Raw genomic sequence first — 26,071 nt, forward strand, 5'->3', positions numbered from 1 at the left:
CGTTCGCGGGATGAGCGAGCGCCTCAGCCCTCTGGGAGAGGAAGACGTAACACCTTGAACGAGGTCGACGGCTGTCGAGCATCCAGTTGCGGCACTTCGACGAAGGGAATACCGGTGGCTTGCAGCATTTCCAGGAAGCTGGCTTCCGGAAGTTCGGGAAAAGCCAGCTTCTCGCGTCGCGCGATGTCGATGTCTTCGGTGGCATAGCGTGCGCCGACCACACCCAGTTGATTCAGGAGCAAGCCGTAGGCATGGGATCCGATCAGCACCCCACCCGCCTGAAATACGCCGTGGTTGTGCAGGCTGGCCAGGGTCGCGTAAGTCTTGGCGTCGGCCAGCGCAAACCCCTCACGCCCGAGAAGCCGCAGCGAAGTCGAGGCGGCCTTGGTGTCAACGATGGCCAGCCGCATCGTCCGGGCGGACGCATCGGCTTCCGGTGCCCCGATGGGACCAGCCAGGTAACGTTCTCGCTTCCTGCCGTCGCCGTCGTAGAACTGGTGGGCGTAAAAGCGAAACCCATCCGCATTGCTGCGCTCGAGCACGCTCCCGGCCGTGCCGACGAAGACCCTGGCGCGTCCGCGGGCGTGGTTTTCCAGGTCGGCAAACAGCACCATCAAGGCTGCTGGATGGGATCGGTACAGCGCACTCATCGGTGGTTCATCCCGTATCCGTCAAAGGCCGAGCATAGAGGATACGGTCGACCCGGGTCAAGGTGGCCGGCGCTTGCCGGGGCCGGGTTGCATCGCAGCGCGTCGCCACCAGTCATCGGCGCCTGCCGATCGCCAGCGACCGTGGTGGGGAATCGTCGACGCCGGCGAAGCGCTCAGGCGGCGCGGTCGTCGCCTTCGAACAGCGGCAGCCGCTCGCGGTCGATCGTTTCCGCCTGCTCGCGCAGCGCGGCGCGGGCGAGGACGTGCGAGGCTACCGGCAGCGTCAGCCAGACGATGGCGATGATGGCGAACGCGCGGCCGATCCAGGCGGCGTCGCCAGCCAGCAGCGCGGCGCCGAGGACGATGCAGGCGACGGCCAGCGATCCCGCCTTGGTCGCCGCATGCTGGCGCGACAGGCTGTCGCGCAGGCTGAACAGGCCGATGCTGGCGAGCAGCAGCAAGAGGGCGCCGAGGGCGAGCAACAGGGAGCCGGCGTAGGTCATGGCTCGCCGTCGGTGGAGGAATCGGCGGCCCGTCGGCGGGAGATCAGTCGCGCCCAGGCCAGTGTCGCGACGAAGCCGATCAGGGCGACGCCGATCGCGACGTCGAGAAACAACACCTGGCCGGAGGACAGCGCCGCTGCACAGCAGAGCGCGATGGCTGCCGCGAAGAGGATGTCGAGCGCGATCAGGCGATCGGCGTCGCTCGGGCCGCGCACGAAGCGCAGCACCGCGAGGGCGACGGCGACGAGCACGACGGCCACCAGCAGGTCGATCGACAGGCTGCTCATCGCCGCACTCCGGCCGGAAAGAGCAGCACGACATCGGGCTCGAAGTCGCGCCGGATGCCGGCGACGGTGCCGTCGGCTCCATCGAGGTCGAGCAGGTGCAGGAGCATCTCGCGGCGTTCGGGATCGATGTCGATGACGCTGCTGCCGGGCGTCAGCGTGACCAGCGCGGCGAGGACCGCCGCGCCTGCTTCGCTCATCGGCGCGGTACGCAGGCGCACCAGCCCGGAGCGCGCCGGCCGGCGGCGCAGGATGATGCGCGCGGTCGCGATGCCCGACACAATGCAGTGCAGCATGAAGCGCAGCAACAGGCGGACGAGTGCGGCGGGGCGGCGCATCAGCTGCCTCCACGCAGGCTGTCGGCGGCGGCCATGACGTAGGCGATCCAGCTCTCCGGCAGCAGCCCGAAGGAAAGGATGAGCAGCAGCAGTCCGCCGAGCGCGGCGTGCGCCGGCAGCAGGCGGTCGTTCGCCGGGGCGCGCCAGGACTCGTCCGGGTGCGGTTTCCAGAAGGCCTCCAGCCAGATCTTGAGCATCGAGTACAGGGTCACCGCGCCCGCAGCCAGCGCAAATGCGGCCCACAGGTACTCGCCCTGGAGCAGCGTCTGGCGAACGACCAGGAACTTGCTCCAGAAACCGCTCGACGGCGGAATGCCGATCAGCGACAGGGCGAGCAGCAGGAATACCAGGCTCAGCCCGGGTCGGCCGGCGTACAGTCCGCCGACGCGTCGCAGGTCGTAGTGGCCGCAGGCGTGGAAAATCAGGGCTGCAGTCAGGATCAGAGCCGCCTTGACCAGGCTGTGATGCAGCATGAAGAGGATCGCTGCGGCGTTGCCGGCAGGCGATGCGAGGGCGATGGCGAGCAGGATGTAACCGATCTGGCTGATGCTGTGGAAGGCCAGGATGCGCCGCAGGTCCCAATGATAGGCGGCGCCGAGGGCGCCGCTGAGCATCGACACGACGGCGATCCAGCCGAGCACGGCGAAGAGCAGGTCCGGCGCTGGCTGAAAGACGGCGCCGAGGGTGCGGACCAGTGCGTAGAGGCCGATCTTTGCCAGCAGCGCCGAAAAAAGCGCCAGCAGCGGCGCCGGCAGGGTGTGGTAGGAAGCCGGCAGCCAGGCGAAGAAGGGGAAGGCTGCCGCCTTGATCAGGAAGGCGAGCGACAGCAGGGTGAGCAGCGGCAGGGCGATGCCCGCCGGCAGCGCCGCCGTTGCCGCACCCAGGGCGCGGAAGTTGAGCTGGCCGGTGGCGGCGTAGAGCAGCGCCACCGCTGCCAGCAGCAGCAGCGTGCCGAAGACGTTGAGGACGAAATACTTGAGCGTCGCATCGAGCTGGCGCAGGCCGCCACGGAGGGCGAGCAGGCCGAGCGCGCAGATCAGCGTCAGTTCGAACCAGACATAGAGGTTGAACAGGTCGGCGGTGACGAAAGCGGCGCCGGCGCCGGCCACCAGGCCCTGCAGCAGCGGCTGCAGGGTCGGCGCGGCGGGCGCAGCGTCGGCGCTGCCGCCGGCCTGCCAGAGCAGGACGACGTTCAACATCAGCGCGGCGACGAGGACCAGCGCGGCGCTCAGCCGGTCGGCTGCGAACTCGATGCCGAAGGGCAGGGGCCAGCCACCGGCGACGACCGTCAGCGGACCGTTGCTGACGACCTCGCCGGCGAGGGCGAGGCCGCAGGCGGGCAGCAGCAGTGCCCCAGCCAGGCTGGCACGCTGCTGCCAGGCCGGCGGCAGCAGCAGGCAGACGAGGGCGGTGGCGAGCGGCACCAGCAGCGGCGTCAGGACGAGCATCAGGCGGTCTCCTCGAGCGCCGGCTTGCTGCCTTCGACGGCGACCGGTTCGGCTGCCCGCAGCTTCGCGGTATCGGCACTGCCGGCGGTCTGCAGCAGGCGGATGGCGAGCACCAGCGAGAAGCACAGGAGGACGAAGCTGATGACGATCGCCGTCAGCACCAGTGCCTGCGGCAAGGGATTCGCCGCGACCGCGAGCTGCTGCGCGCCGCTGGCAACGAAGGGTGGCATCTGGCTGAGCAGGCGGCCGCTGGCGAAGACCAGCAGGTTGATGCCGTTGCCGACCAGCGCGAGACCGATCAGGCAGCGCAGCAGGTCGCGCGAAGAGGCCAGGTAGGTGCCGGCGGCGATCACCGCCGCCAGGGCGAGGGCGACGGCCCAGATCATCGCTCCGCCTCGACCGCCGCCAGCAGCGACAGGCAGAAGCCGCCGACGGCGCCCCAGACGGCGAGGTAGACGCCGAGATCGAAGAGGATCACCGTGGACAGCGGCAGTTCGCTGACCGGCAGCGGGACGATGAACCACAGGTGGGTCAGGAAGGGGTGCCCGCCAAGCACGCCCGGCAGGCCGCTGAGCAGGGCGAGCAGGACGCCGAGCGCCGCCAGCGGGGTGGGCGGCAGCGGCAGTCGCCGGCGCGCTTCGGCGGCGGTGAAGGTGAGCGCGACGGCAGCGCTCGCCGCCACCGCCAGCAGACCGCCGATGAAGCCGCCGCCCGGCGCATTGTGGCCGCGCAGCAGGATCCACAACGAGGCCAGCAGCAGCGCCGGATGCAGGACGCGCAGGAAGATCTCGGCGAGCAGTGCGCGCGGGCCCATCAGCTCCTCCCCGCGCGCCGCAGCAGCGGCAGCGCGGCGACCAGCGCCAGGGCGACGACAGCGATCTCGCCCAGCGTGTCGAGCGCCCGGAAGTCGACGATGATCACATTGACGACATTGCGGCCATGCGCTGCCGGCAGGCTTTCGGCGGCGAAGAAGTCCGACAGCTGCGTGTCGAACGGCAGGCCCGCCGCCAGTAGCAGCAGGGCGCTCAGGGCGAGGCTGAAGGCGAGCGCGACGAGCAGCGCCAGCGGTCGCCAGCGCGCTTCGCTGGCCGCCACCGGCAGCGGCGCCGGCATCTGGCGCAGCCGGCGCAGTGTCGTGGCGGCGACGACGACGAAGACCGTCTCGACGGCGAACTGGGTCAACGCCAGGTCGGGGGCACCGGTGAACAGGAAGAGCAGCGCGCTGCCGTAGCCGACGAGACCGCTGACCAGCAGCAGGACCAGGTGATCACGCACCAGCACCGCGGCCAGCGCGCCGCCGGCGATGAGCAGCGCGCAGCCGACGACCGGCAGCGGCAGCGGTGCGGGCGATGGCCAAGCGGCCTCCGCTCCGGCTACGAGCAGCGCCGCCAGCAGCATGAGGGTCACGGCGCCGGCCAGCGTCAGCAGGTAACCCGGCAGGGCGCCGTGCTGCAGGCGCCGCGTCAGCCAGGCGGCCAACCTGTGCACGAACTTCAGCTTCCGCCAATACCAGCTTTCCGGCCCGAGTTCATCGAGATCCCTCGCCCGGTCGAGCAGCGCGTGCAGGCGATCCCAGCCGAAATAGATGAGGACCCCGAAAACCAGGGTGGCGATGCTCGCCTCGGCCACCGGCCACGCGTCATAGGACGAGTCGACCTGCAGCGGGTCGAAGCTCGGTGCGATCGCCTGCGCCGCCGCGCCGAGCAGGGGGTCGACGAGGGTCGGGCGCAACCCGAACAGCACGGCAAGAGCGACCAGCAGCAGTGGCGGCAGCAGCATCGGCAACGGCGCCTCGTGCGGGTGGGTGGTGCGATCGGCGGCGTCGCGGCCCCAGAAGATGTGGATCGCCGCCACTGCCGCCACCGCCACCGAGACGCTGCCGACGAACAGCGTCGCATGGCTGACCAGCGCGAAGACACCCGCTTCGACCTTGGCGAGGGTCATCGCGTCCTTGGCGACGAAGCCGAAGGACAGCGGCAGGCCGGCCATCGACAGCGCGGCGAGCAGGGCGGCAACGGCAGTCCATGGCAGGTGGCGGCGCATGCCGGTCAGGCGGTCGATGTCGCGGGTGCCGGCGCCGTGGTCGAGATTGCCGGCGACGAAGAACAGCGGCGCCTTGTACAGCGCGTGCGCAAAGAACAGCGCCGCGACGGCGAGGGCGGCGCCGTGTCCGGGCAGGCCGACGAGCATCGTCAGGGTGCCCAGGGTGGCCACCGTCGACCACGCCAGAATGCGCTTCAGGTCGCGCTCGCGTACCGTCTGTACGGCGGCGACGACGGCGGTGAGCGTGCCGACGCCGACCAGCGAGTACTCCCAGAACGGCAGATCGCTGAACGCGGCGTCGAGCCGGGCCAGCAGGTAGATGCCCAGCTTGACGAGGGTTGCCGAATGCAGGTAAGCGCTGACCGGGGTTGGCGCCGCCATGGCGTTGGGCAGCCAGAAGTGGAAGGGAAACTGCGCCGACTTGCTGAACGCACCGATGAAGAGCAGCGTCAGCGCGGCGGGCAGGCGCGCATCGGCGGCGATTGCCGGTGCGGCGGCGATCAGTTGTCGCAGTGAGTAACTGCCGCCGATCTCGGCCAGCAGGATGATCCCGGCGAGGAGGAACAGCCCGCCCGTGCCAGTGATCAGCAGCGCCTGCTGCGCCGCCTTGCGGCTGCTCTCGCGCGCGTGATCGAAACCGACGAGGAGGAACGAGAGGACGCTGGTCAGCTCCCAGAAGACGAAGAGCAGGAGCAGGTGATCGCTGCTGACGGCGCCGATCATCGCCAGCATGAACAGCAGGAGCAGGGTGAAGACGCGCCAGCGTCGTCGGTCGCCGGCCAGATAGCCGGCGCCGTACACGGCAACCAGCGTGCCGATGCCGGTGATGAGCAACAGGAACTGCGCCGCAAGCCCGTCGACGTAGAGAGCGAAATGCAGATCAAGCGCCGGGATCCAGCGCCACGAAACGCGCCACGGCAGCGGTACGCTGATCAGCCCGCCGACCAGCAGGCCGAACAGGCTCGCCGGCAGCAGTGCCCAGGGCAGCGCCGACGCGCCCGCTGTCCACGCCAGCGGTGCGTCGCTGCGGGCAGCGCTCATCTCCTCATGGCGCGCCGTGGCGCGCCCGCCATTCGCGCCAGGCAATGACACCGAGCGTCACCGCCGTCAGTGGCAGCACGAAGCCGACCATGACGCTGCCGTAGGCAGCCGTTGCCGCGTGCTGCTGCGCGGCAAGCAGCAGCCAGGCGGTGTAGGCGACGTAATAGGCGAAGAAGAGCGCGCCTTCCCAGCGCGCGATGAGGTGGCCGCTGAAAAAGATCGGCAGGCAGGCGAGGGCGACGGCGATCATCACCGGCAGGTCGAAGGCGATCATGGCCGCGCCCACCGGCAGCCCGGCCGGCGCCAGCAGGGCGGAAAGACCGAGGACGCCGAGCAGGTTGAAAGTGTTGCTGCCGATGACGTTGCCGACCGCGATGTCGCGCTCGCCGCGCCAGGTGGCGACCAGCGAAGTCGCGACTTCGGGCAGCGAGGTGCCGGCGGCGACGATCGTCAGGCCAATGACGGCTTCGCTCAATCCGAGGATGCGGGCAAAGCTCACCGCGGCATCGACCAACCAGCCGGCACCGATGACGAGCAGCACCAGTCCGCCGGCGATCAGCAGCAGCTGGACGCCCCAGTGCCGGTCCCAGGCGGCGGTATCGCTGAGCACCTCCTGCGCGCCGTACTCCGCCTGCGTCGCGCGGCTCTCGCGGCGGCTCTGGCGGACCAGGAACAGCGTGTACCCCAGCAGGAGACCGAAGAGCAAGCCGCCATCGACGCGCCCGACCTGGCCGTCGAAGGCCAGCGCGAGAACGAGCAGCGAGGCGCCGATCATGATCGGCACTTCCTGCCGGATCAGTTGCGGGGCGACCACCAGCGGCGAGATCAGCGCTGCGAGGCCGAGGATGAAGAGGACGTTGAAGATGTTGCTGCCGACGACGTTGCCGAGCGCGATGTCCACCTGGCCGGCGAAGGACGAGCGCAGCGAGACGGCCAGCTCGGGCGCGCTGGTGCCGAAGGCGACGACCGTGAGGCCGACGACGAGCGGCGAAATGCCGAAGGACAGCGCCAGTTTCGAGGCGCCGCGGACCAGTACCTGGGCGCCGGCGATCAGCGCCACGAGACCGAGGCCGAAGAGCAGAAGCATCATGTGTCCATTTCCCTGTCGTTGCAGTCCGTCGGGCGATCACGCGGCCGCGCGATGAGCCGCCGTTGCGGTCGTTGCTTGCTGCCTCAAACCGTGCCCGCCCGCTGCCGCCTGCGGCGTACGCACACTGACGCTTGCCGGAAACAAAGGTTCCCGCTCTGCCGCTCGCCCGGCGGTCGCCGACGCATCGCCACTGCAGGCGATCCGTCGCCGCAGCCGCGCTGCATCTGCTTGCGGTCACCGCGGCGGGCCGCTCGTCGATCGGGCCATTTCCGCAATATATCAGTGCATGCATTGTAGACTGTGCGCGGGATGGGGTGTCCGACGCAGCCAGACGGGCGACCGCGGCTGTCTGCCGCAACATGACGGCCGATGAATCGATATCGAGCTGTGACTTAGCGCACGGCCGTGCAAATGGGAACGATGGAAGATATGTGGCATTGGATCGACAGGCAGCACCTTTTCGCGAAGGCTTGCCGGGACTTGGTTCCCGGCAGTGTGGAGCGCGCGGTAAATGATCCGCGCCGGTTTGGGAGACGTGCGCCCGGCCGCAGCCCCGCCAGCTTCCCGCGCCACTGGTGGCATGCATCGATGACGACTTCTTGTGGAAAGCTCCTGACCATGATTTCTTGTTGCGCTCTGATCCAGCCGTCCCTGCTTTGGGCGGACCAGGGCGACGTGATCAACCTGAATGCGAGTGTCTCCGTTCTCTCGGATGACAACCTCTTCCGGCTGCCGTCGTCGGCCGACCCGAAGTCGGATACGATCACGACGACGACGCTTGGTCTCAATTTCGACAAGGCAATCGGTCTGCAGCGTGTCATCGCCAACGTCAACGTGATCGATTACCGCTACCGGCGCAACGATTACCTCGACTTCACCGCACTCAACTACGATGCCAAATGGTTGTGGGCCGCGGGCACACGCTGGACGGGCGAGCTGGCGTTCCAGCGCAGCCAGTTGCCCAACGATTATGCCAATGACCGCACTCTCGGTCGAAGGAACGTACAGACCTACGAGCTCAACCGCTTCGAGGCCAATTACTGGTTCCATTCGAGCTGGGCAGCGATCGCCGGGGTGCTGTCGACGAGCCTGGACAATCAGGTGCAAACCAGTGTCGACGGCGATTATGATGCGGATGGCTACAATTTCGGTCTGCGTTATCTCGGCGCCGCGGGCAACTCGGCGACCGCACGCGTCGTCCACCTCGAGGGCAATTACTCGAAGCGGCCCTTCAACAGTGTCTTCCAGTTCGACAACGGTTTCACGCAGGACAACTACCAGCTCGACTTCGCGTGGCGCCTGAGCGGGCTCAGTCAGTTGCGCGGGCGAGTCGAATATCTCGACCGCCAGTATCAGCATTTTTCGCAGCGGGATTATGCCGGGCTGGCCGGCAATCTGCAGTACGCCTATGCGATCAGCGGCAAGAGCACCCTGACGCTGGCCTACATCCGGGCCCTCGAGGCCTATCAGCAGCTCACCACCAGTTATTACGTCCTCGACGATGTCGCTTTGTCGGCGCAGTGGCTGGCGACGAACAAGATCACCGTCAATGGTCTGCTCGGTTATGGGCGCCAGGATTACCGTGGTGCGATCGTCCCGCTGCCGGCTGGCGTCCCGCAACGTGAGGACAAGACCGCACGACTTGCCTTCGATGTCGCCTACCAGGCGGCGCGCTGGCTGCAGTTCAAGGCTGGCGTCACCCTGCAGAAGCGCGACTCGAATTACGAACTAAATGAGTACCGGGATCGCACCGCTTTCGTGTCGGCCACGCTTCAGTATTAGACGCCAGCCGACACCTTCCACCATCAGTTCAGAAAGGATGCACGTGAACGCCCCGAAAACGATCCTCACCCTGCTTGTCTCGGCGCTCGCCATCACGGCCTGCGGCGGCGGTTCATCGGAGAAGAAGCCGGCCACACAGGTGGCGGCGAAGGTCAATGGCGGCGAGGTCTCGGTGCACCAGATCAATTTCATCCTGCAGCGCACGCCTTCGATCCCTGCGGACCAGGTTGATGGCGCCAGACGGCAGGTCCTTGAAGGGTTGATCGACCAGGAACTGGCGGTGCAACAGGCCGTCGAGATGAAACTCGATCGTACACCGAACGTCATGCAGATGCTCGAGGCCTCTCGCCGCGAGGTCCTGGCGCGCGCCTACCTGGAGCAGGCCGGTGGCGGCGGCGTCAAGCCATCGGCGACCGAAATCCGGGCTTACTACAACGACCATCCCGAGCTCTTCGCCAAGCGCAAGGTCTATCGGCTGGAAGAGATCAACTTTGCCGGCACACCGGAACTCGTCGGCAGGGTGAAGGAACAGCTGGCCAGGGGCAAGAGCTCGGCAGAAGTTCTGGCCGCGCTGCGCACCGACGGTGTCGCCGTCAGCGGCGGCGTCGCGGTCAAGGCCGCCGAGCAGATTTCCCTGGACGCGCTGCCACGACTGGCGGCGGCGAAGGAGGGGCAGCCGCAGCTCTTCGAGGACGCCGGCAAGGCGGCGATCGTCACCGTGCTGGCGACGAAGCCCGATCCGATGGACGAAGGCAAGGCGCCGTCCTACATCGAAAGCTACCTGATCAACAAGCAGAAGGCCGATCGCGCGACCGAAGCGATGAAGCAATTGCGGGCCAAGGCGAAGATCGAGTATGCCGGAGACTTCGCCGGCAGCAAGCCGGCCGCGCCGGTGGCCGAGAAGGCGGCGCCAACCGCCAGCGAAGCCGTGATCAACAAGGGCGTTGCCGGCCTCAAGTGAGAAGCGAGAGAACCATGAACCATGGCATGAAACTGCTGCTGGGGATTCTGTTGGCGCTGCAGTTGCTGGTCGCGGCGCCGGCGCGGGCGCAGGACCGTGCCCCCGATTATCGCCTCGGGGCCGGCGACGCGATCAGGATCAGCGTTTTCCAGAACCCGGACCTGACCGTCGAGACACGCGTTGCCGACAGCGGCATCATCACCTATCCGCTGATCGGCTCCGTCCAGCTTGGCGGCAACACGATTCCCGAAGCGGAGAAGGCGATTGCAGACAAACTGCGCGAAGGCGGGTTCGTCCAGAAGCCGCAGGTCAACATCCTGCTCACCCAGGTCCGCGGCAATCAGGTGTCGGTCCTCGGCATGGTCAGCCGCCCTGGCCGCTACCCGATCGAGACCGGCAACACGCGTCTCTCCGACATGCTGGCAACGGCCGGCGGCGCGGTTGCGGGCGGTTCCGACGTCGTCATCCTGTCGGGAATCCGGGAAGGCAAGCCGTTTCGCCGCGAGATCGATGTGCCCGCGCTGTTCGGCCCCGAGCGCAGCAACGAGGATGTCCTCGTCGCCGGTGGCGACGTGATCTACGTCCATCGCGCACCGGTCTTCTACATCTACGGCGAGGTACAGCGGCCCGGTCCCTACCGCATCGAGCGCGACATGACCGTGCTGCAGGCGCTGGTTCAGGGCGGTGGCCTGACGCTTCGTGGCACCGAGCGCAGCATGCGCATCCATCGCCGCGGAGCCGATGGCAGAGTCACCGAGATCGCTCCCGAAAAATCCGATCTGGTGCGCGCCGACGACGTCATCCAGGTGCAGGAAAGCCTCTTCTGATCTCACCGGCGAGCAAGAGAAATCCATGACGCTGCAACAATTTTTTCTGATTCTCTGGGCGCGCCGCCGGTTGGCTCTGGCGGTTCTAGGCCTGACGGTCATGACGACGCTGATCGTCAGCCTGTTGCTGCCGAAGCAGTACAAGGCCACGACGGCGGTGGTCGTCGATGTCAAGTCGCCCGATCCGATCGCCGGCATGGTGCTGCCGGGGATGATGGCACCGGGCTACATGGCGACCCAGGTCGACATCGTGAACAGCGACCGGACCGCGCAAAGGGTGGTGAAATTGTTGCGCATGGATGAGAGTCCACTGATCCAGGAGCAGTGGCTCGAGGACACCGATGGCAAGGGCCGGATCACCGACTGGCTCGCCGAGTTGCTGCAGAAGAAGCTTGATGTGAAGCCCTCGCGCGAGAGCAACGTCATCAACATCGGCTTTGCCGGTCAGGACCCGGCCTTCGCGGCGACGGTGGCGAACGCCTTCGCCCAGGCGTACATCGACACGACGATCGAGCTGCGCGTCGAGCCCGCAAAGCAGTACGCCGCCTGGTTCGACGGTCAGGTGAAGGCGCAGCGCGAGCGCCTCGAGGCTGCGCAGAAGGCGTTGTCCGACTTCCAGCAGGAAAGCGGCATCATCGCCACCGATGAGCGACTGGACTACGAGATGCAGAAGTACAACGAGCTCTCGTCACAGCTCACGCAAGCCGAGTCACAGGGAGCGGATTCTGCCAGCAAGCAGAAGTTCGGCAGCTCGGACACGCTGCAGGAAGTGATGACGAATCCGTTGATCAACCAGCTCAAGGCCGACGTCGCGCGCCTCGAGTCGCGGCTCAAGGAGCTCTCGGGCAACCTCGGCGAGAACCATCCGCAATACCAGCGCACCCTGGCCGAGGTCAACGAGCTCAAGGCGCGCCTGAAGAGCGAGACGGTGAAGGTCACCAGCTCGATCGGTACGGCCGGTCGGGTCAGCCAGGCAAAGGAGGTCGAGCTGCAGGCGGCGATCGAGGCGCAACGGAAAAAGGTGCTCGACCTGAAGAAACAGCGTGACGAGATCAGCGTGCTGGCGCGCGAGGTGGAAACGGCACAACGCGGTTTCGACGCGATCGGCCAACGGATGACGCAGAGCAAGCTCGAGTCGCAGTCACTGCAGACGAACGTTGCCGTGCTCACCCCGGCTTCGGAGCCGCTCAAACCGTCCAGCCCGAGGATCGTTCTCAACCTGCTGGTGTCGATCTTTCTCGGCACCCTGCTCGGCGTCGGAGCGGCGCTCGCTCTCGAGCTGGCTCAACGGCCTGTGCGCTCGGCCGACGATCTCGTCCTGATGCTCGACGTCCCGGTCCTGGTCACTCTCGAGTCGAGCAAGCCCCCCGCTGCCGGGACGTGGCAGCGGCGATTCTGGCGCAGCCTGTCGCTGCGCAAGGGTAGGACGGATGCTCGACTGCAAGTCGCGGAGGTGGGACGATGAACCTGATGATCCAGAAGATCCCGGCGGAACCGGGGCCGTCGATCGGCGCGATTCTGATCGACAGCGGTAGACTGACGCCCGAAGCGGCCGAGCTCGTGCTCGATCGCCAGAAGACAGAGGGAATCCGCTTTGGCGCCGCTGGCGTCGCACTCGGCCTGATCTGCGAGGAAGACATACAGCAGGCGCTCGCGCGCCAGTATGGCTATCCTTTCCTGGCTCCCGGCGACGACTCGGTCAGCGAGGAAGTCGTCGCCGCGTTCAGGCCGTTCAGCCCGATCGTCGAGCAACTCCGCGCGCTGCGCAGCCAGCTCATGATGCGCTGGCTGGATGCGCGGTCTGGGCGCAGGGCTCTCGCCGTCGTCAGCCCCGACACCGGCGAGGGACGCAGTTTCATCGCCGCGAACCTGGCGGTCGTCTTCTCTCAACTGGGTCAGCGCACGCTGCTCGTCGACGCCGACCTGCGCAGACCGCGCCAACACGGATTGTTCCGGTTGCCGAACCGGCAAGGTCTGTCGAGCGTACTGGCCGGACGGGTCGAGGTCGGTGAGGCGATCACGCGGATCCCGGGGATGATCGACCTGTCGGTACTCCCCGCTGGGGCTGTGCCGCCCAACCCGCAGGAGTTGCTCTGTCGGCCGCAGTTCGCCGAGCTGATGGCGGGGCTCCAGACGCAGCATGAGGTGGTCGTCGTCGACACGCCTGCGGCCGGCGAGAGCGCCGATTACCAGTTTGTTGCGGCGCAATTGGGCGGTGCGCTGGTCGTCGCCCGGCGCGACGTCAGCCTGATCCGAAACATCCAGTCTCTCGTCTCCTCACTGCAGCAGGGCAACGTGGCCGTCATCGGCACGGTGCTCAACAACGGCTGAGACACGACGCGCAAACGGCAAGGCACGGGCAGCGGCTGAGCGCGTTCGGCTCTTCGGCGCGCCGACCGGGGTGCGTCGTCTGGACGGCTTGCATGGCGACAAACGCTCGCCGTGATGCTGGCTCTCGTCGTCCGTCGGCGCAGCGTGCCGATTCGTCAAGCTTGTGGAGACCCCCGACCAGCTTGGCAAGGAGCATGACCAAGCCATCATTCCTCGCCGCGCGGCATTTCGTCCCGGAGGGCGTGGACCTGATCACCTCGACCAGCCCGGCGATGGCCGGGCGCCAAAAACGTGTTCGGCAACGGGGCTTGCGGCTCGCGACGGGATGCCGGTGCGTAATGCTGCCGTCGGCGTGACAGAGACAACGCGTCCGCCACAGCCACGCCAGTAGCCACTGCCCCACCAGCGCTCCGGCGGCATCGGCGACGGGATCGTCCCGGCCGGCACTGAAGTCGGGGAATCTGCGCAATACGTCACCGACCGGCGCCGCCTTCGCCCATAGGATGCGGATTGTCGTATCCGTCGAAAGCCCGTTCGCGCAGACCGCCATGAAGCTGCCCAGTTCCGTCTCCTGCCCCACCGACCGCGCGCTCCCGGAGCACCCCCTCCACATGCGCACACGGCAGCGGAATCAACCCCGGCGCAGCCCCTTGCGCGCCGCTCGCGACCTGGCTGGAACCCCGCAACGGCAAGATGATCCGTGCAGCGATGCGCAGTGCCTCCAGGCGGGCCGGGGATAGATCAACAATGGCGATGGGCACTCCGCTGAACATCAACACCAGGGAAGCGCAGTGGCTGGCGTGGTTGCCGATCATCGCCGGCCTGGCCGCAATGTACGTGCCCAGCTTCGCCGATCTCATGCGCGGCATCTGGTCGACCGACCAGCAGGCGCACGGGCCGATCGTCTTCGCCATCGCCTGCTGGCTCGCGTATCGCAAGTGGCCGGCGATGTGGCAAGTCAGCGAACGGCAGCCCCCCTCCGCCTGGGGCTGGCCGATCGTTGTGTTGGCGCTCCTTCTTTACTCAATCGGCCGCTCGCAGGATATCCTGCTCTTCGAGATCGGCTCGCTGATCTGGGCGCTCGCCGGCATCCTGCTGCTGACGCGCGGCAGCGCGGCGCTGAAGGCGCAGTGGTTCGCGCTGTTCTTCATGCTGTTCATGATTCCCTTGCCGGGCGTGGTCGTCGACACCGTCACCATGCCGATGAAGATGGCCGTTTCCTATGTCGCTGAGCACATCCTCTATGCCGTCGGTTATCCGATCGCACGCACCGGCGTCATTCTGCAGATCGGCCACTACAAGCTGCTGGTGGCCGACGCCTGCGCCGGTCTCCACACCCTCTTCACGCTCGAAGCGCTGGGCCTCCTCTACCTCAATATCGTCCGCCGCGACTCGCTGGTGCGCAATGTCACGCTGGCCATCCTGGTCGTGCCGATCTCATTCACTGCCAACGTCATCCGCGTCATGGTGCTCACCCTCATCACCTACCACTTCGGCGACGAGGCTGGGCAGGGCTTCCTGCATGGCTTCGCCGGCATGGTGCTGTTCCTCACAGCGCTGTTGCTGATCATCGCAGTTGACTCGGTCATTCAGTGGGGCGTCCGGCGTCTCGAAGAACGCGGTATCGTCAAACCCAGGGCGGTGGCCAGGGGATGAAGCTCCCGCTGCGCAACCTCATCCTGATGATGATGATGGTCGCCGCATCCGGCATGGCCATTGCGCTGAAGCCGACGAAGAAGATCGCGGACCAGGGGCCGAAGGTCGAACTCGAGACGCTGATCCCCACGAGCTTTGGCGAATGGCGGCAGGACATCGCCAGCGTGACGCAGGCGGTCGACCCGCAGCAGAAGGAGATGCTCGAGAAGATCTACAACCAGACCCTCTCACGCACCTACGTCAATGCGCAGGGCTACCGCATCATGCTCGCCGTGGCCTACGGCGGCGACCAAGGCGATGCGATGCAGGTGCACAAGCCGGAGGTCTGCTACCCGGCGCAGGGCTTCACCCTTCACGGCAAGCACGCTGACACGCTGCAGGTGCGCGGCGGCGATCTGCCGATCACCCGAGTTTCCACCTCGCTCGGTAACCGCAACGAACCCGTGACCTACTGGATCACCATCGGAGATACGGTGATCAAGAGCGGCGGCATCGAGAAGAAGCTGGTCGAGATGAGCTACGGCCTTTCCGGCAAGGTACCGGACGGCATGCTGGTGCGCGTGTCCTCGATCGACCCCGACAAGGCCAGTGCATACCAGATGCACGACCGATTTTCCAAACAGATGTTGGGAGGCATCGCCCCTGAGGCACGCTGGCGGCTCGCCGGAAAACTCGGAAGTGAGTGAAGCATGACCAGGAAAGCAACCATCACTGGTAAGCCCCGCCAGAACGGCGCCTACTTCGTCCAGTGCTTCTTAAGAAAGGGCTACAAAGGGCATGGGATCACGCGCCGCGCCTCGCTGTTCAACACCGAATGCGGGGATTCGACCACCGTCGTCGGGATGATCCAGTTGGCGCAGGAGAGCGAGATCTACAACGTCCCCGCAATAGGCCACGTGGCGCTGCGGCGATGGGCTGCCATCGTGGCCAACAACGCCTACCCGGTCGAGTTCAGCCGCGACAACCTGGCGACCCAAGACCAATATCATCCACGTTGCGACCGAAGCAGCCTTCAGAGCTTGGTGTTTTTGGGCTCCTCCCGCATCTGTCCAAAGCTTGCACTGCAGCCCATTGAGAATGAGTGCCTCCTCGCCGGCCCACTGCAGCCGACCAACCGGCCCTACGCGCTGGACAAGATCGCCAGCATCGAGATGTGCTGGAGCTGCAGCCGCCGATACGGCACCAAGTACCTGGCGATGATGCCGACCAACCTCTACAGCCCGGGCGACTACTTCCGCCCCGAGAGCAGCCACGTCATCCCGACCCTGATCTGCAAGTTCAACGAATCCAACGTAGCCGAGGCTCGGACGGTGACGGTGTGGGGTACCGGTAGACGAAGAAGGGAGTTCCTCTACAGCGAGGATACGGCCGATACCTGCGTCTTCCTGATGAACTTGCCGGACGAACGATACAACAGCCTCCAAGGCCGCGATAAATCAAAGACCGGCCCGTTTGATCCGGCTCTGGTGAATATCGGAGTGGGCGACGATGCGACGATCCGGGAACTGGCCGAGACGGTCAAGCTGGTGGTGGGCTACAAAGAAGGGATCGTCTTCGATACGACGCTGCCGGACGGGACGCCGAGGAAGTCGCTGGATGTGGCAAAGCTCAACGGCATTAGCTGGAAGTCACACGCTGACCCGAGTGAGGGCTTACGCGAAGTGTATATCGATTACCATGGTACAACTCCGGCTTTCGGCTCAAGGTACCTTACATGAGTTTTTCGGAGATTATGGCATACGCGATAGGCATCGGTATGCCGATCACTGTAGTCGTTTTCGCGACGATCGCGTGCATCGTCGGGGCGGTGCTCGTCTCTAGTCGGCCCTATATCGTCCTAGCTGGGTTCTGCCTCGTCTTTTTCTTCTTCTCGGGCTCCTCTTGGGGCACCTTGGAGGCAACGGGCCGATCGATCTACGGCCGCGGCACCGGGCTCGTATACTTCCCATTGCTCCTGTGGGGTCTTCTCGGTGGCTGGCTCTGCATCAAGGTCGGTCAAGTGTTCTCCGGCGATCGTACAGTGCGGCAGACGCCGACAATTCTCTACTGGTTCGCGGGTTGGACTGCGCTACTTTTTTGTCACGTGCTGTGGGCCATGACGACCGGCATCGAGCTCAAGGACGCGCTGTCAGCAACGGGTTTTTCGAACATCCCCTGGATGGGGATACTGATCATGGTAATGATTGCAAGCGGCACTAGCGAAACTGTCGTCGACCGGCTTTCGAAATCCATTGTTATCCTAGCGTTTGGCCGATCTCTTTTCGGCCTGGGGCGCTGGGTAGCGTTTGGCGGCGATCCAGCCAATGCCTACCAGAACTACGGTGGCGTCAATGTCAAGATCACCTTTTTTGACATCAACGACGGGCTGCTCTGCGCGCTGGGGCTCACGATATCGGCTCTCTACCTGCTGGGTGAGAAACAGAGCGAGCGCATCGGTAATATGTGGAAAGCTCTGTACGCATTCGCCGCGCTCACCTGTACCTTGTCGATCGTTCTCTCCTACCGGCGCAGCGAATGGGGCGGGCTGATGCTTGTCGCTCTCTACATCTTCTTGCTCCTGCCCCGCGACTACAGGTTGCCGGTTGCCGTTCTTGGGCTGCCGGCTCTGTTTACAGGGATCGTGTTCGTCGCCATAAAGCGGCTTGGGCAGACGCGCGGCGTATCCGGCGGACCGCTCGCGTTTGTCTACGACCTGTTGCCGAAAAGCTACGGTGCCGACGACGACCGGGTTCTTGAGCTGCGTTACACGCTTGAGACTATCCTAAACAACCCGGTTGCGGGTGTCGGTGCCTGGGGGTCGTACGATGGTGCCAGTCGCATCGCTTGGCAGGGCAACGAGGCCGGCGGCAGCTTTGTGCACAGTGGGCTGCTGCATATTGCCCTGAAGAGCGGCATGATTGGCATTGCGCTGCTTACAGGCGTCGTAGTGGCCTTTGTCGTGCACGTCCGCTCATTGCCGCACGATTTGTCCGTGCCATGCAAGGTGCTTGTTGCCGCTGGCGTTGCTGGTCTGATTTTCATGATCCCAGACTTTCTGATCGGCACACCTATCCCTCAGGTGCGAACGACACAGATGATCGCCTTTTGCGCCGGTCTTCCGTACCTCGTTTCGGCCGCCTTAACACACAAGGGAGTGCGCGCGTGAGTCAGGCATTGCACAACGCCGCCAGCAATTTTCTGGCGGGGTTGCTACCGGCCATGGTGCTGCTGGTTGCGACACCGGTTCTCGTTCACGGCCTGGGGACAGAGGGCTACGGCCTGCTGGTGCTAATTCTCAGCGTGACCAGCTACATGTCGATGTTTGACATCAACATGACCGCGGGCTCGGTCAAGTTCATCGCCGAGTATCATGCCAACCGTGATGCGCGCCGCGTCATGCAAGTTATCTGCTTTGGACTCGTCATCTACACCGTGATCGCAGCCGCGGGCGCCAGTTTTCTGATTCTCGGTGCGCCCTGGCTAGCGTCCGTATTCGCCAAGTCCTTTGATGATCAGACGGTCCGGCTGGTCCGCATTGCTGCCTTGGGGTTTGTTTTTTCTCAGTTCCAAGCCTACCTGATGAGTGTGCCGCAGGGTCTGCAGCGCTATGACATCAGCGGTCGGGTCGAGACAGCATTCGGTATTCTCGCCCCGTTATTTTCCGCACTTTTTGTCCTTATGGGTGCGCAATTAATAGAGGTCATCTGGTTACGCAATGTGCTGGGTGCTTTGAGTCTGGCCGCACTCGTGATGTCCTGCATTAAGCTGCTGGACAACAGGGTGCATTGGTCCTGGCCGGAAAAGTCAATTCGAGAGAGGATGCTGGGTTTTACCGCGTTTGCCTACCTGAGCCGCGTGGCTTCAATTACCTATGCGCATGCCGACAAGCTGGTCATTGGTGCAGTTCTTGGGGCTAGGGACGTGGCCTATTTTACCGTGCCGGCGCTGCTCGCCAACCGCATATTTTCGCTCGCTTTCCGCTCGATCCATATGGTTTTCCCGATGACCAGCGCCTTGCTGGCGAACAGCCGCTTGGCCGAGGTTGAGCGGCTCGTGATACAAGCCACACGGTACACGTTCTACCTCAATGCGGCTGCCGTGGCCGCCGTCAGCGTTCTTTCAGGATGGTTCCTGGATGTCTGGCTGGGCCCAGAGTTCGCCGAGAAAGGGTGTTGGATCATGGCCCTTGTCGCGGGCGGCGCACTGATCGATTCTCTGACCAATGTTCCCTCGTTGGTTACCGATGGTGGTGGGCGCACACAGCTGACCGGTTCGTTTGCCTTGGTTCGCTGTGTGGCTGGTTTGTTGGCAGTCTATTCCGGTGCCATGCTGGGTGGAATTGAAGGTGTGGCTCTGGCGCATTTCGGGACATCGGCGGTCTTTACGGTTGCCTTCCTCACGGTGTTTTTTCGAATCGTTTCTCCTGTGTCGATATGGACGTGGTTCCGTCAGGCGATTGCGCCGGGCGCCGGCGTCGGTCTATTGATCGCTGGCGGAGGGTACATATGCTCCGGGTTGCCGGTTGATCGCAGTCTGCAGGTGGCCATCGCCATTGCGGTGATGGCGCCGGTCATGCTGGTGGGTGGGTGGTTCTTGGTTTTCCAGGAGGACGTTCGCGTCAAAATCAGGCAGCGATTGCCGTGTTTTCGGCGGGTCCAGTAAGGGATGATGAAAATACTCATAGTCAGCGAAGACGTCCCGCATCCATCCATGGGCGGCCTGGGCCAGCATGCTGTGACACTGGCCAAAGCTCTCGCTAGGCAAGGGCACCAAGTGGATTTCATGGGGAACGGGCGACATGCCTACGATCCGATTATCGGGCTGCCCGGCCGTTTCTTTTCGGAACTGCGCTGGCGCTTTGGTGGTTGGAAGGAAACCGGGCTCGGATTCTACAACCCACTGCGCCGCTTGGTAATAGCCCGTGCTTTAGCGCGGGCTATCCTCACGCGTGCTGGGAACTATGATGTCATTCATTACCACGGCCATGCGCCTGATGTGGCTGCCTTCATTCCATCCACCATCAACTTCGTTCAGTCAAGGCACGACCAAGGAGCCGACTGTCTCTCGCATACGCGCTTCCGCAACGGGGCGATCTGCAACGAAACCAGCCCGCGCGCATGCGCTGGCTGCATCTCGGATAATCCGAATTTTATCCAGACGGCACTTTCGGCAATGGCAGTTCGGCACTACAGGGCACGGGTGGTAGAAGCCTTTCGACGCCATAAGACTATTTTTGTCTCGGACATGCTGCGCCGTAATTTAACTCGTACGGCGGGCCCGGGTGACTGGGGCGTCGTCGTTCATAACTTCATCGACTTGGGAGCGGTTGAGAGTGCTGCCAACAACCCGTTCAGACTACTGCCGGGAGACCCCGAGCTACTCGTTGTCGCTGTCGCTGGTAAGCTCTACCCGCCCAAGGGCGTGGACAAGTTTCTTGAGGAAATCGCCCCCCGGCTCGATAAGGCAACACGTGTCGTGATCCTCGGCGACGGCCCCCAGGAAAGCGCGCTGCGCAGCAGGTTCACGGGGGCGCAAATAACCTTCATGGGCTGGCGAGAACGTGGAAAAGCGCTGGAGTTGCTGGCTGGGGCGGATCTGATTGTGGTCCCGTCTGTTTGCGAGGAATCATGTGCTACGACGATCTTTGAGGGTTTGACTCTTGGCAAGCTCGTCTTTGCCCTAGACCGTGGGGGCACTCCGGAACTTGGCCAATACGCCATGTTTCCAGGACAGCTACAGGTGTTTCCTGACATGGCCAGTTTGACCGCAGGTGTTCTTGCTTCCAGGCCGTACCCCAATCAATCCGGATACAGCCCGTCGAAGTGGAATGCGGACGTGGCTGCAAGTCGTATCGTCGACATCTATCGTATGCCGTGCAAAAAGTTAGGAACAGGTACAACGCCATGAAGGTCTCAGTAATAACCTGCACTTGGAACAGCGTTGCCACGCTGGCTGCGACGATCGACTCAGTACAGGCCCAAGACTATCCGAATGTCGAGCACCTTTTCGTAGACGGTGGATCGAGCGACGGAACGTTGGATATGATCGCCGTGCGCTGCCCGTACGCAGTGGTCGTCAGGGGTGTGTTCGGAGGCATCAGTCGCGCGATGAATGCCGGAATTGAGGCCGCGAGCGGCGAGGTGATCGCGCATCTTCATTCGGACGACTACTACCTCGCGCCGGATGTACTTGGCCGGGCCGCGCGGGTGTTGGAAGAAAGTGGGCGCGACTGGCTGATTGGCCGTACGGTTAATGATGTCGATGGGCGGCTCGAGTCGGTTGCGAAGCCACGTTCCAGCTACAGCCCGACATCCTTTGCCCAAGGACAATATTTCATTCCGCATCCGGCAACCTTTGTCCGGCGTGTCGTCTTCGAGCGTGTCGGCGTCTTTGACGAGCGTCTGCGCTACGCGATGGACGTAGACTTGTGGCTGCGCATCGGTGCTGCTGGGATCGTGCCGGCTGAAGTTGATGATTGCTTGGCTGTTTTCCGCATGCATTCCGGCAGCTTGTCGAACGCGAATGCGATGGCCTCGATGCGCGAATGCTACCGTGTCAACTTACGCCACGCCGGCCATTGGCCGCTTTCCTTCACCAAGTTCTCGGCGCGCTATGCTTACCGCTTCGTGCGTCGTTACGTCCTTGAACGTCGGGCCACCAGCCGGCGCAGGTCAACCTGAACGCAGGAGCGATCAAACAAGCCATGAGAATACTTGCCATCTACCCCGGATTGAACCCGGTTTTCGATGAAGTCGCCTTTGCTCTGCCGCCCCTGCTGGCGCAGGGCTGTGAAGTGAGAGTCATCGCCACTCGGCTGTCTCGCCTGAAGAGCGACCAGCCGTGTGACAACCACGAGTTGTTCCGTGGCGTAGAGATCTACCGGCCCTACGCGGATCCTGAGGAGCTCTCCGCGAATCCGGGGCGTCTGCATACCGAAGTCATTCGGCTCGCAGACGAATTTTGTCCCGATTTCCTGTTCGCCAATTCCTTCCGCTCGCTGGCGGCAGTGCGCATGATCGGGCGCCGGCATCCGGTCCCCGCGCTATTGCGCGTGGAGTCGATCGATCCGCTGTCCTCAATGCGCCGGCGCTATTATCTCGGTGTGCCGACGATTGGCCGCATAGTCGGCAGCCTGCGCTGGTGGCAGGCCGCCGGCGAGGTGGACGCGCTGATGACTAACGATCCTGCTGACGGGCAGCAGCTCGACCGATTCAGGCCCCGCGGCCGCCGCCTTTACTACGCCGGGCATTGCGCGCAGCAGCCCGAGGACTGGCGGATGGCGCCGGCACGCGACCGTGGCGAGATGATCTATATCGGCTCGCTTGTGCCTCACAAGAACTGCGCGCGGTGGCTCGAGACGGTTCCGGCCATTCTCGAACGGACCCCGGTCGAGCGCTTTACGGTAATCGGCCGAGGCTCTGACGAGCGCGTTGTCGAGTCCTTGCGGCGGCGATACGGTGACCGCGTGCAGCATATACTCGGGGTGACGCGGTGTCAGGCGCTAGAGCGCCTATCCGGCGCTTTTCTTGCCTACAGCGAAAGCACTTCGGGCTGGGGGTTCCTGTGCGATGCTTGGTCGACCGGCACGCCCGTCCTCTGCCCGCAATCAACCTTCGGCATCGTACCCGACGTCAACGGTATGATGCCGAAAGGTCGCGAGGAACTGGTTGCGACGGTCGCCCGGCTTTATGAGGACGATGGCTATTATCGTGGCTTGCAGGCGGGAGGGATGCGCCGCTTCAACTCGGAGCACACCAGCAAGGTTGTTTCGCGGCAATACTTGGAGATATTCAGAGATGTCGCGGAAGGGCGAGCCAGAGATGCGCGACCAGCTGTTGCCAAATGAAACATGGAGGAACCTTGCATGGGGTTGGAAACGGCGGCGAACGATTCGGAAAAGGCTGATCCGATCCGCATCCTGTTTCTGATGCGCGACGCCCTGCCGCCATTTCGACCGGATGTCGGCGCACTGTTCGGGCACTACCTGCCGGTCGAAGGCATTTTCAGTGACCTTCTCGGGCAGCGTGCGCCGGGGCATTCTGGCGCCCTCGAATGGCCCGCCGGGTGCGCCTCGGCCGCTGGTGTTGCCAACAAGGGCATGCTCGCCGAGTTCTTGCGGCCAATGCGCGATGCTTGGGGCCTTCTGCGCCATCGTTTTCCGTTCGATGTTGTCCAGGTGCGCGACAAGATTCGTACCGGGGTGGTTGGCTGCACTTACGCCCGAATTTGCGGCAAGCCCTTCGTTTACTGGATCTCGTTTCCCTTTGTCGAGGGATTTGCCCTGACTGCGCGCAATCGTAAAAAACCAAATCCCCTTATATGTATCGCTGACATGCTGCGTGTTTCGTGGTCGCGGCGTATTTTCTACGGCTTCATTCTTAAGCAGGCCGATCACGTCTTCGTGCAGAGCGATGCGATGCTGGACTGGTTTTCAGAGAAGGGATTCGATGTTGGCAAGATGACGGCGGTTCCGATGGGAGTGGACACTGATTTCCTGCGGCGCGAAAGCATTGTTCCCTCCGACAACCCACGCCTGGAGGGGCGCCGTGTGATCGTCTATTTGGGCGGTTTGGGGAAGGCCAGGCGTTCCGACTTCTTGCTCGATCTGGCCCTTGCGGTAAGGGAATGCGAGCCGGATGTTCTGCTGGTTCTCGCTGGAGACGCCGTATCGCCGGGAGAAAGGACGTGGATCCGTGAGGAAATTGAACTGCGCTCACTGAATGAACATGTCCTGCTGACTGGCTGGCTAGCACAGGAACAAGCCTTGAGCTATGTCATTCGCGCCGAGGTTGGGTTGTCGCCAGTTCCGCGGGGCGAACTTTATGACATATCATCGCCGACCAAGCTGGTCGAGTACTTGGCTCTCGGTTTGCCCGGCGTTGCCAACGACATCCCTGATCAGCGGCTCGTTATCGAGCAAAGCGGTGCCGGTATCTGTTGTCCGATGGAGGTTGATGCTTTCCGTGACGCAGTTCTCCGCTTGCTCACCGACGAGACGCTACGTCAGCGGTGTTCTGAACTCGGTCCTACCTGGGTACGTGCGAACCGCTCCTACGGTCTTCTGGCGCGACGGGTAGCTGGGTCCTACCGGAAACTGCTCGGGAGGTGCGTGTGACGCGCGCCTTGACCGTCGCCCTGGTGCTGCTCGCGGTCGCTGCCATACCGAACAATGCAGCTGCGCAGGGCAGCGGTGCGAGCCCGGCACAAATCCTTGGTGCGGCCTTGCACGGTGAAATTGACGTTGCGCGGGCCCGTCGTGCTCCGCGCCCGCGTAGCTTCGCCCACACCGGTGAATGGGCAGAGATACGCAGCGCGCTACTCGAAGGCCGTCGCGCGGGGGAGTTTCGGGATTTTCTTGCCGGACTCGCTTCCCAACTCGGCGAGCCAGCGAGCTTTGTCCTCGACGTTCCTCAGAAGGGCGTCGACTTTGCCGCGCACGCGCGCTGGGAAGTGGCTATCAAGCAGCAGGTTGAGAGTGCCTGCCGCGGTGCTCAGAATCTGGCCTTCGCAGCGCTGGTCACCGGGCGGGCGGACTATGCCCGCGCTGCGCGGCGGAAGCTGCTGCTGCTGACCGAACTGGATCCCCGCGGCCCGACCAGTATCGCGGAGGGTGACTTGTCGGCGCGTATGGTCGCATGGACTCTGGCGCTCGGTCTCGACTGGCTTTATTCACAATGGTCGGCGGCAGAAAAAGAGAAACTGCTGGCCGCGATCAGACCGCGCGTCGATGATTTCAGCGAGCGCTGGATCCACGGGCCGCGTTCCTTGGTGAAGCAGCCGGCGGATTCCCACGGCAACGAGATCATCGGTGCTTTTGCTGAAATTGGGGTGCTGCTCGCGGGCGAGACGCCGGAGGCCGATCGCTGGATGCGTGACATCGTTCCGGTCTATGCGCGGCACCTCTCGCCGTTCGGCGGCGATGATGGTGGATACGCGAACGGTACATCCTACGCTTTCGTCGATATGACCGAATTCAGCCTTCGCCACTGGGACACGCTCCGGCGAGTGCTCGGCCTCGACCTGACGCTCAAGCCATGGGCTCGCAACTTTGGTCGCTTCCTCGTCTATTTCCTGCCGCCGGGGACGCCGGTCGGTGCGTTCGGCGACGCCGCGGAACAGAACTCGGCGCTGGAATGGGCACTTACCGCCCAAGCCTATGCGGCGCGTGTGCCGCTGCCGCTGCATCGCTGGTATGCACGGCAATGGTTCCAGGGTAGCCGGCCGTCGATGGACGGGCTGCTGGCGCCGTACGTTGAATTCGACGTTTCTGATCTACCCGAGGGCGTTCCGAATGCAGCACATTTTCCGTCGATCGGCTGGGTGGCGATGCATTCGGACCTGCGTGATCGAGGCCGCACCTCGGTCTACTTCAAGAGCAGCCCTTACGGTGCCAACAGTCACGGGCACTACGACCAGAACAGCTTTGTGCTCAACGCCGGCGGGCGGCCGCTGCTGATTGACAGTGGCTATTACGACTCGTACGGTTCGAAACATCATTTCGGCTGGACGTTTCGAACGAAGGCGCACAACGCGGTGACAGCCGACGGCGGGCGGGGTCAGGAGAGCGAGCGACGCATGGGTTGGGATGCAGCGGCGCGGGGGAGAATCATCCGCTTTTCAACCGACGGCCGTGTCGATGTCGCAGTCGGCGATGCCACCGAAAGCTACACGGGCTTGCAGAAAGCCGTTCGCGGGCTCGTCTATGAACGCAACGAGGAGCGGATCATCGTTTTCGACCGCCTCGCCGCCGAGGCGGCGCGAGTCTGGGAGTGGAATCTGCATGCGCTCAATCGTTTTCATGTGCTTGAAGATGGCCATATCGAAGTCCGTAATACAGATATGCGCGTGTGCATCGATTTTCGAAGCTCGGCGAAGACAGCGTTTGGCCAGCACGACCGTTTCGATTTTGAACCGATCCGCGACGCACGCAACCCGCGTCCGTCTCAGTGGCACGGTACTTGGGTCACCGAGGCGGCAGCGGCGCACTTTGATGCGGTCGCCATCCTGACGGTCGGTTGCCGGCCGCAGCCCCAACCGCACGTGACCTTCGACGCCGGGGGTTCCGTCGTCGACTTTGGGGGGGTTCGCTACCGCTTTTCCGGGGGCAGCATTACACGGACAGAGGTGCCATGAAAAAC

At 64.1% G+C, this 26,071-nt stretch carries 24 protein-coding genes; 15 read left to right on the top strand and 9 right to left on the bottom strand.

Features of this window, described 5'->3' with window-relative positions; all coding sequences use genetic code 11:
• Positions 1-23 precede the first annotated feature (23 nt).
• From NFW30_RS04525 to NFW30_RS04565, 9 genes are all read right to left on the bottom strand, one after another.
• Complete coding sequence (locus NFW30_RS04525) at positions 24-650, bottom strand: GSU2403 family nucleotidyltransferase fold protein (protein WP_295351885.1); 627 nt, start codon at positions 648-650, stop codon at positions 24-26.
• Positions 651-823: 173 nt separating this feature from the next.
• Entirely contained in the window at positions 824-1,153 is a 330-nt protein-coding gene (gene mnhG, locus NFW30_RS04530) for a monovalent cation/H(+) antiporter subunit G (protein WP_295351888.1), read from the bottom strand.
• A complete protein-coding gene (locus tag NFW30_RS04535) occupies positions 1,150-1,440 on the bottom strand; it encodes a monovalent cation/H+ antiporter complex subunit F (protein ID WP_295351891.1) in 291 nt (96 codons plus the stop codon). Before NFW30_RS04535 ends, mnhG begins: the two co-directional genes overlap by 4 nt.
• On the bottom strand, positions 1,437-1,775 hold the full coding sequence (locus NFW30_RS04540; protein ID WP_295351894.1) for a Na+/H+ antiporter subunit E: 339 nt from the start codon (positions 1,773-1,775) through the stop codon (positions 1,437-1,439). Before NFW30_RS04540 ends, NFW30_RS04535 begins: the two co-directional genes overlap by 4 nt.
• Positions 1,775-3,223, bottom strand: a complete 1,449-nt coding sequence (locus NFW30_RS04545) for a proton-conducting transporter membrane subunit (protein WP_295351897.1) — start codon at positions 3,221-3,223, stop codon at positions 1,775-1,777. The genes NFW30_RS04540 and NFW30_RS04545 overlap by 1 nt, the downstream gene beginning before the upstream one ends.
• Positions 3,223-3,609 (bottom strand): NADH-quinone oxidoreductase subunit K, encoded by a 387-nt coding sequence (locus NFW30_RS04550; RefSeq protein WP_295351900.1) that lies wholly within the window; start codon positions 3,607-3,609, stop codon positions 3,223-3,225. The genes NFW30_RS04545 and NFW30_RS04550 overlap by 1 nt, the downstream gene beginning before the upstream one ends.
• Positions 3,606-4,037, bottom strand: a complete 432-nt coding sequence (locus NFW30_RS04555) for an MnhB domain-containing protein (protein WP_295351902.1) — start codon at positions 4,035-4,037, stop codon at positions 3,606-3,608. The genes NFW30_RS04550 and NFW30_RS04555 overlap by 4 nt, the downstream gene beginning before the upstream one ends.
• Complete coding sequence (gene mbhE / locus NFW30_RS04560) at positions 4,037-6,358, bottom strand: hydrogen gas-evolving membrane-bound hydrogenase subunit E (protein ID WP_295351905.1); 2,322 nt, start codon at positions 6,356-6,358, stop codon at positions 4,037-4,039. The genes NFW30_RS04555 and mbhE overlap by 1 nt, the downstream gene beginning before the upstream one ends.
• Positions 6,312-7,397 (bottom strand): calcium/sodium antiporter, encoded by a 1,086-nt coding sequence (locus tag NFW30_RS04565; protein WP_295351910.1) that lies wholly within the window; start codon positions 7,395-7,397, stop codon positions 6,312-6,314. The genes mbhE and NFW30_RS04565 overlap by 47 nt, the downstream gene beginning before the upstream one ends.
• 618 nt (positions 7,398-8,015) lie before the next feature.
• Here NFW30_RS04565 and epsL point away from each other — a divergent pair.
• The 15 genes from epsL to NFW30_RS04640 all read left to right on the top strand — a co-directional run bounded on the left by epsL (position 8,016) and on the right by NFW30_RS04640 (position 26,066).
• On the top strand, positions 8,016-9,179 hold the full coding sequence (gene epsL, locus NFW30_RS04570) for an XrtB/PEP-CTERM-associated polysaccharide biosynthesis outer membrane protein EpsL (protein WP_363322066.1): 1,164 nt from the start codon (positions 8,016-8,018) through the stop codon (positions 9,177-9,179).
• A 43-nt stretch (positions 9,180-9,222) separates the two neighbouring features.
• The gene (locus NFW30_RS04575) at positions 9,223-10,140 is read left to right on the top strand and encodes an EpsD family peptidyl-prolyl cis-trans isomerase (protein WP_295351915.1); all 918 of its coding nucleotides are present in this window, start codon (positions 9,223-9,225) and stop codon (positions 10,138-10,140) included.
• Between the two features lie 26 nt (positions 10,141-10,166).
• Positions 10,167-10,967, top strand: coding sequence for a polysaccharide export protein EpsE (epsE, locus tag NFW30_RS04580; protein WP_295351918.1), 801 nt, complete (start codon positions 10,167-10,169; stop codon positions 10,965-10,967).
• A 25-nt stretch (positions 10,968-10,992) separates the two neighbouring features.
• The gene (gene epsF / locus NFW30_RS04585) at positions 10,993-12,432 is read left to right on the top strand and encodes a chain length determinant protein EpsF (protein ID WP_295351920.1); all 1,440 of its coding nucleotides are present in this window, start codon (positions 10,993-10,995) and stop codon (positions 12,430-12,432) included.
• Positions 12,429-13,298 carry a chain length determinant protein tyrosine kinase EpsG gene (gene epsG / locus NFW30_RS04590; RefSeq protein WP_295351923.1) on the top strand — a complete coding sequence of 290 codons (870 nt, stop codon included), beginning with the start codon at positions 12,429-12,431 and terminating at the stop codon, positions 13,296-13,298. The genes epsF and epsG overlap by 4 nt, the downstream gene beginning before the upstream one ends.
• 753 nt (positions 13,299-14,051) lie before the next feature.
• Positions 14,052-14,954: an exosortase B gene (xrtB, locus tag NFW30_RS04595; protein ID WP_295351963.1), complete on the top strand. Its 903-nt coding sequence runs from the start codon at positions 14,052-14,054 to the stop codon at positions 14,952-14,954.
• Entirely contained in the window at positions 14,951-15,640 is a 690-nt protein-coding gene (epsI, locus tag NFW30_RS04600; protein ID WP_295351925.1) for an exosortase-associated protein EpsI, B-type, read from the top strand. Before xrtB ends, epsI begins: the two co-directional genes overlap by 4 nt.
• Before the next feature lie 3 nt (positions 15,641-15,643).
• Positions 15,644-16,672 (top strand): NAD-dependent epimerase/dehydratase family protein, encoded by a 1,029-nt coding sequence (locus tag NFW30_RS04605; protein ID WP_295351928.1) that lies wholly within the window; start codon positions 15,644-15,646, stop codon positions 16,670-16,672.
• On the top strand, positions 16,669-18,099 hold the full coding sequence (locus NFW30_RS04610) for an O-antigen ligase family protein (protein WP_295351931.1): 1,431 nt from the start codon (positions 16,669-16,671) through the stop codon (positions 18,097-18,099). Before NFW30_RS04605 ends, NFW30_RS04610 begins: the two co-directional genes overlap by 4 nt.
• A complete protein-coding gene (locus NFW30_RS04615) occupies positions 18,096-19,595 on the top strand; it encodes an oligosaccharide flippase family protein (RefSeq protein ID WP_295351934.1) in 1,500 nt (499 codons plus the stop codon). Before NFW30_RS04610 ends, NFW30_RS04615 begins: the two co-directional genes overlap by 4 nt.
• Before the next feature lie 3 nt (positions 19,596-19,598).
• Positions 19,599-20,840 (top strand): glycosyltransferase family 4 protein, encoded by a 1,242-nt coding sequence (locus NFW30_RS04620; protein ID WP_295351937.1) that lies wholly within the window; start codon positions 19,599-19,601, stop codon positions 20,838-20,840.
• Positions 20,837-21,613: a glycosyltransferase family 2 protein gene (locus tag NFW30_RS04625; protein ID WP_295351939.1), complete on the top strand. Its 777-nt coding sequence runs from the start codon at positions 20,837-20,839 to the stop codon at positions 21,611-21,613. The genes NFW30_RS04620 and NFW30_RS04625 overlap by 4 nt, the downstream gene beginning before the upstream one ends.
• Before the next feature lie 23 nt (positions 21,614-21,636).
• The gene (locus tag NFW30_RS04630) at positions 21,637-22,779 is read left to right on the top strand and encodes a glycosyltransferase (protein WP_295351942.1); all 1,143 of its coding nucleotides are present in this window, start codon (positions 21,637-21,639) and stop codon (positions 22,777-22,779) included.
• A gap of 18 nt (positions 22,780-22,797) precedes the next feature.
• On the top strand, positions 22,798-24,048 hold the full coding sequence (locus NFW30_RS04635; protein WP_295351944.1) for a glycosyltransferase family 4 protein: 1,251 nt from the start codon (positions 22,798-22,800) through the stop codon (positions 24,046-24,048).
• Positions 24,045-26,066: a heparinase II/III family protein gene (locus tag NFW30_RS04640; protein ID WP_295371804.1), complete on the top strand. Its 2,022-nt coding sequence runs from the start codon at positions 24,045-24,047 to the stop codon at positions 26,064-26,066. The genes NFW30_RS04635 and NFW30_RS04640 overlap by 4 nt, the downstream gene beginning before the upstream one ends.
• The last annotated feature ends 5 nt before the right edge of the window (positions 26,067-26,071 follow it).

It is taken from the genome of Accumulibacter sp., assembly GCF_023806635.1.
In the GTDB taxonomy this organism is placed as follows: Bacteria; Pseudomonadota; Gammaproteobacteria; order Burkholderiales; family Rhodocyclaceae; genus Accumulibacter.

Coding starts and splice junctions, on each gene's coding strand:
- epsG (WP_295351923.1), top strand. CDS start 12,429: ATGAACCTGATGATCCAGAAGATCCCGGCGGAACCGGGGCCGTCGATC.
- NFW30_RS04630 (WP_295351942.1), top strand. CDS start 21,637: ATGAGAATACTTGCCATCTACCCCGGATTGAACCCGGTTTTCGATGAA.
- NFW30_RS04535 (WP_295351891.1), bottom strand. CDS start 1,440: ATGAGCAGCCTGTCGATCGACCTGCTGGTGGCCGTCGTGCTCGTCGCC.
- xrtB (WP_295351963.1), top strand. CDS start 14,052: ATGGGCACTCCGCTGAACATCAACACCAGGGAAGCGCAGTGGCTGGCG.
- NFW30_RS04620 (WP_295351937.1), top strand. CDS start 19,599: ATGATGAAAATACTCATAGTCAGCGAAGACGTCCCGCATCCATCCATG.
- NFW30_RS04605 (WP_295351928.1), top strand. CDS start 15,644: ATGACCAGGAAAGCAACCATCACTGGTAAGCCCCGCCAGAACGGCGCC.
- NFW30_RS04610 (WP_295351931.1), top strand. CDS start 16,669: ATGAGTTTTTCGGAGATTATGGCATACGCGATAGGCATCGGTATGCCG.
- NFW30_RS04555 (WP_295351902.1), bottom strand. CDS start 4,037: ATGGGCCCGCGCGCACTGCTCGCCGAGATCTTCCTGCGCGTCCTGCAT.
- NFW30_RS04545 (WP_295351897.1), bottom strand. CDS start 3,223: ATGCTCGTCCTGACGCCGCTGCTGGTGCCGCTCGCCACCGCCCTCGTC.
- epsE (WP_295351918.1), top strand. CDS start 10,167: ATGAAACTGCTGCTGGGGATTCTGTTGGCGCTGCAGTTGCTGGTCGCG.
- NFW30_RS04565 (WP_295351910.1), bottom strand. CDS start 7,397: ATGATGCTTCTGCTCTTCGGCCTCGGTCTCGTGGCGCTGATCGCCGGC.
- mnhG (WP_295351888.1), bottom strand. CDS start 1,153: ATGACCTACGCCGGCTCCCTGTTGCTCGCCCTCGGCGCCCTCTTGCTG.
- NFW30_RS04625 (WP_295351939.1), top strand. CDS start 20,837: ATGAAGGTCTCAGTAATAACCTGCACTTGGAACAGCGTTGCCACGCTG.
- epsI (WP_295351925.1), top strand. CDS start 14,951: ATGAAGCTCCCGCTGCGCAACCTCATCCTGATGATGATGATGGTCGCC.
- NFW30_RS04540 (WP_295351894.1), bottom strand. CDS start 1,775: ATGCGCCGCCCCGCCGCACTCGTCCGCCTGTTGCTGCGCTTCATGCTG.
- epsL (WP_363322066.1), top strand. CDS start 8,016: ATGATTTCTTGTTGCGCTCTGATCCAGCCGTCCCTGCTTTGGGCGGAC.
- NFW30_RS04550 (WP_295351900.1), bottom strand. CDS start 3,609: ATGATCTGGGCCGTCGCCCTCGCCCTGGCGGCGGTGATCGCCGCCGGC.
- NFW30_RS04635 (WP_295351944.1), top strand. CDS start 22,798: ATGGGGTTGGAAACGGCGGCGAACGATTCGGAAAAGGCTGATCCGATC.
- epsF (WP_295351920.1), top strand. CDS start 10,993: ATGACGCTGCAACAATTTTTTCTGATTCTCTGGGCGCGCCGCCGGTTG.
- NFW30_RS04525 (WP_295351885.1), bottom strand. CDS start 650: ATGAGTGCGCTGTACCGATCCCATCCAGCAGCCTTGATGGTGCTGTTT.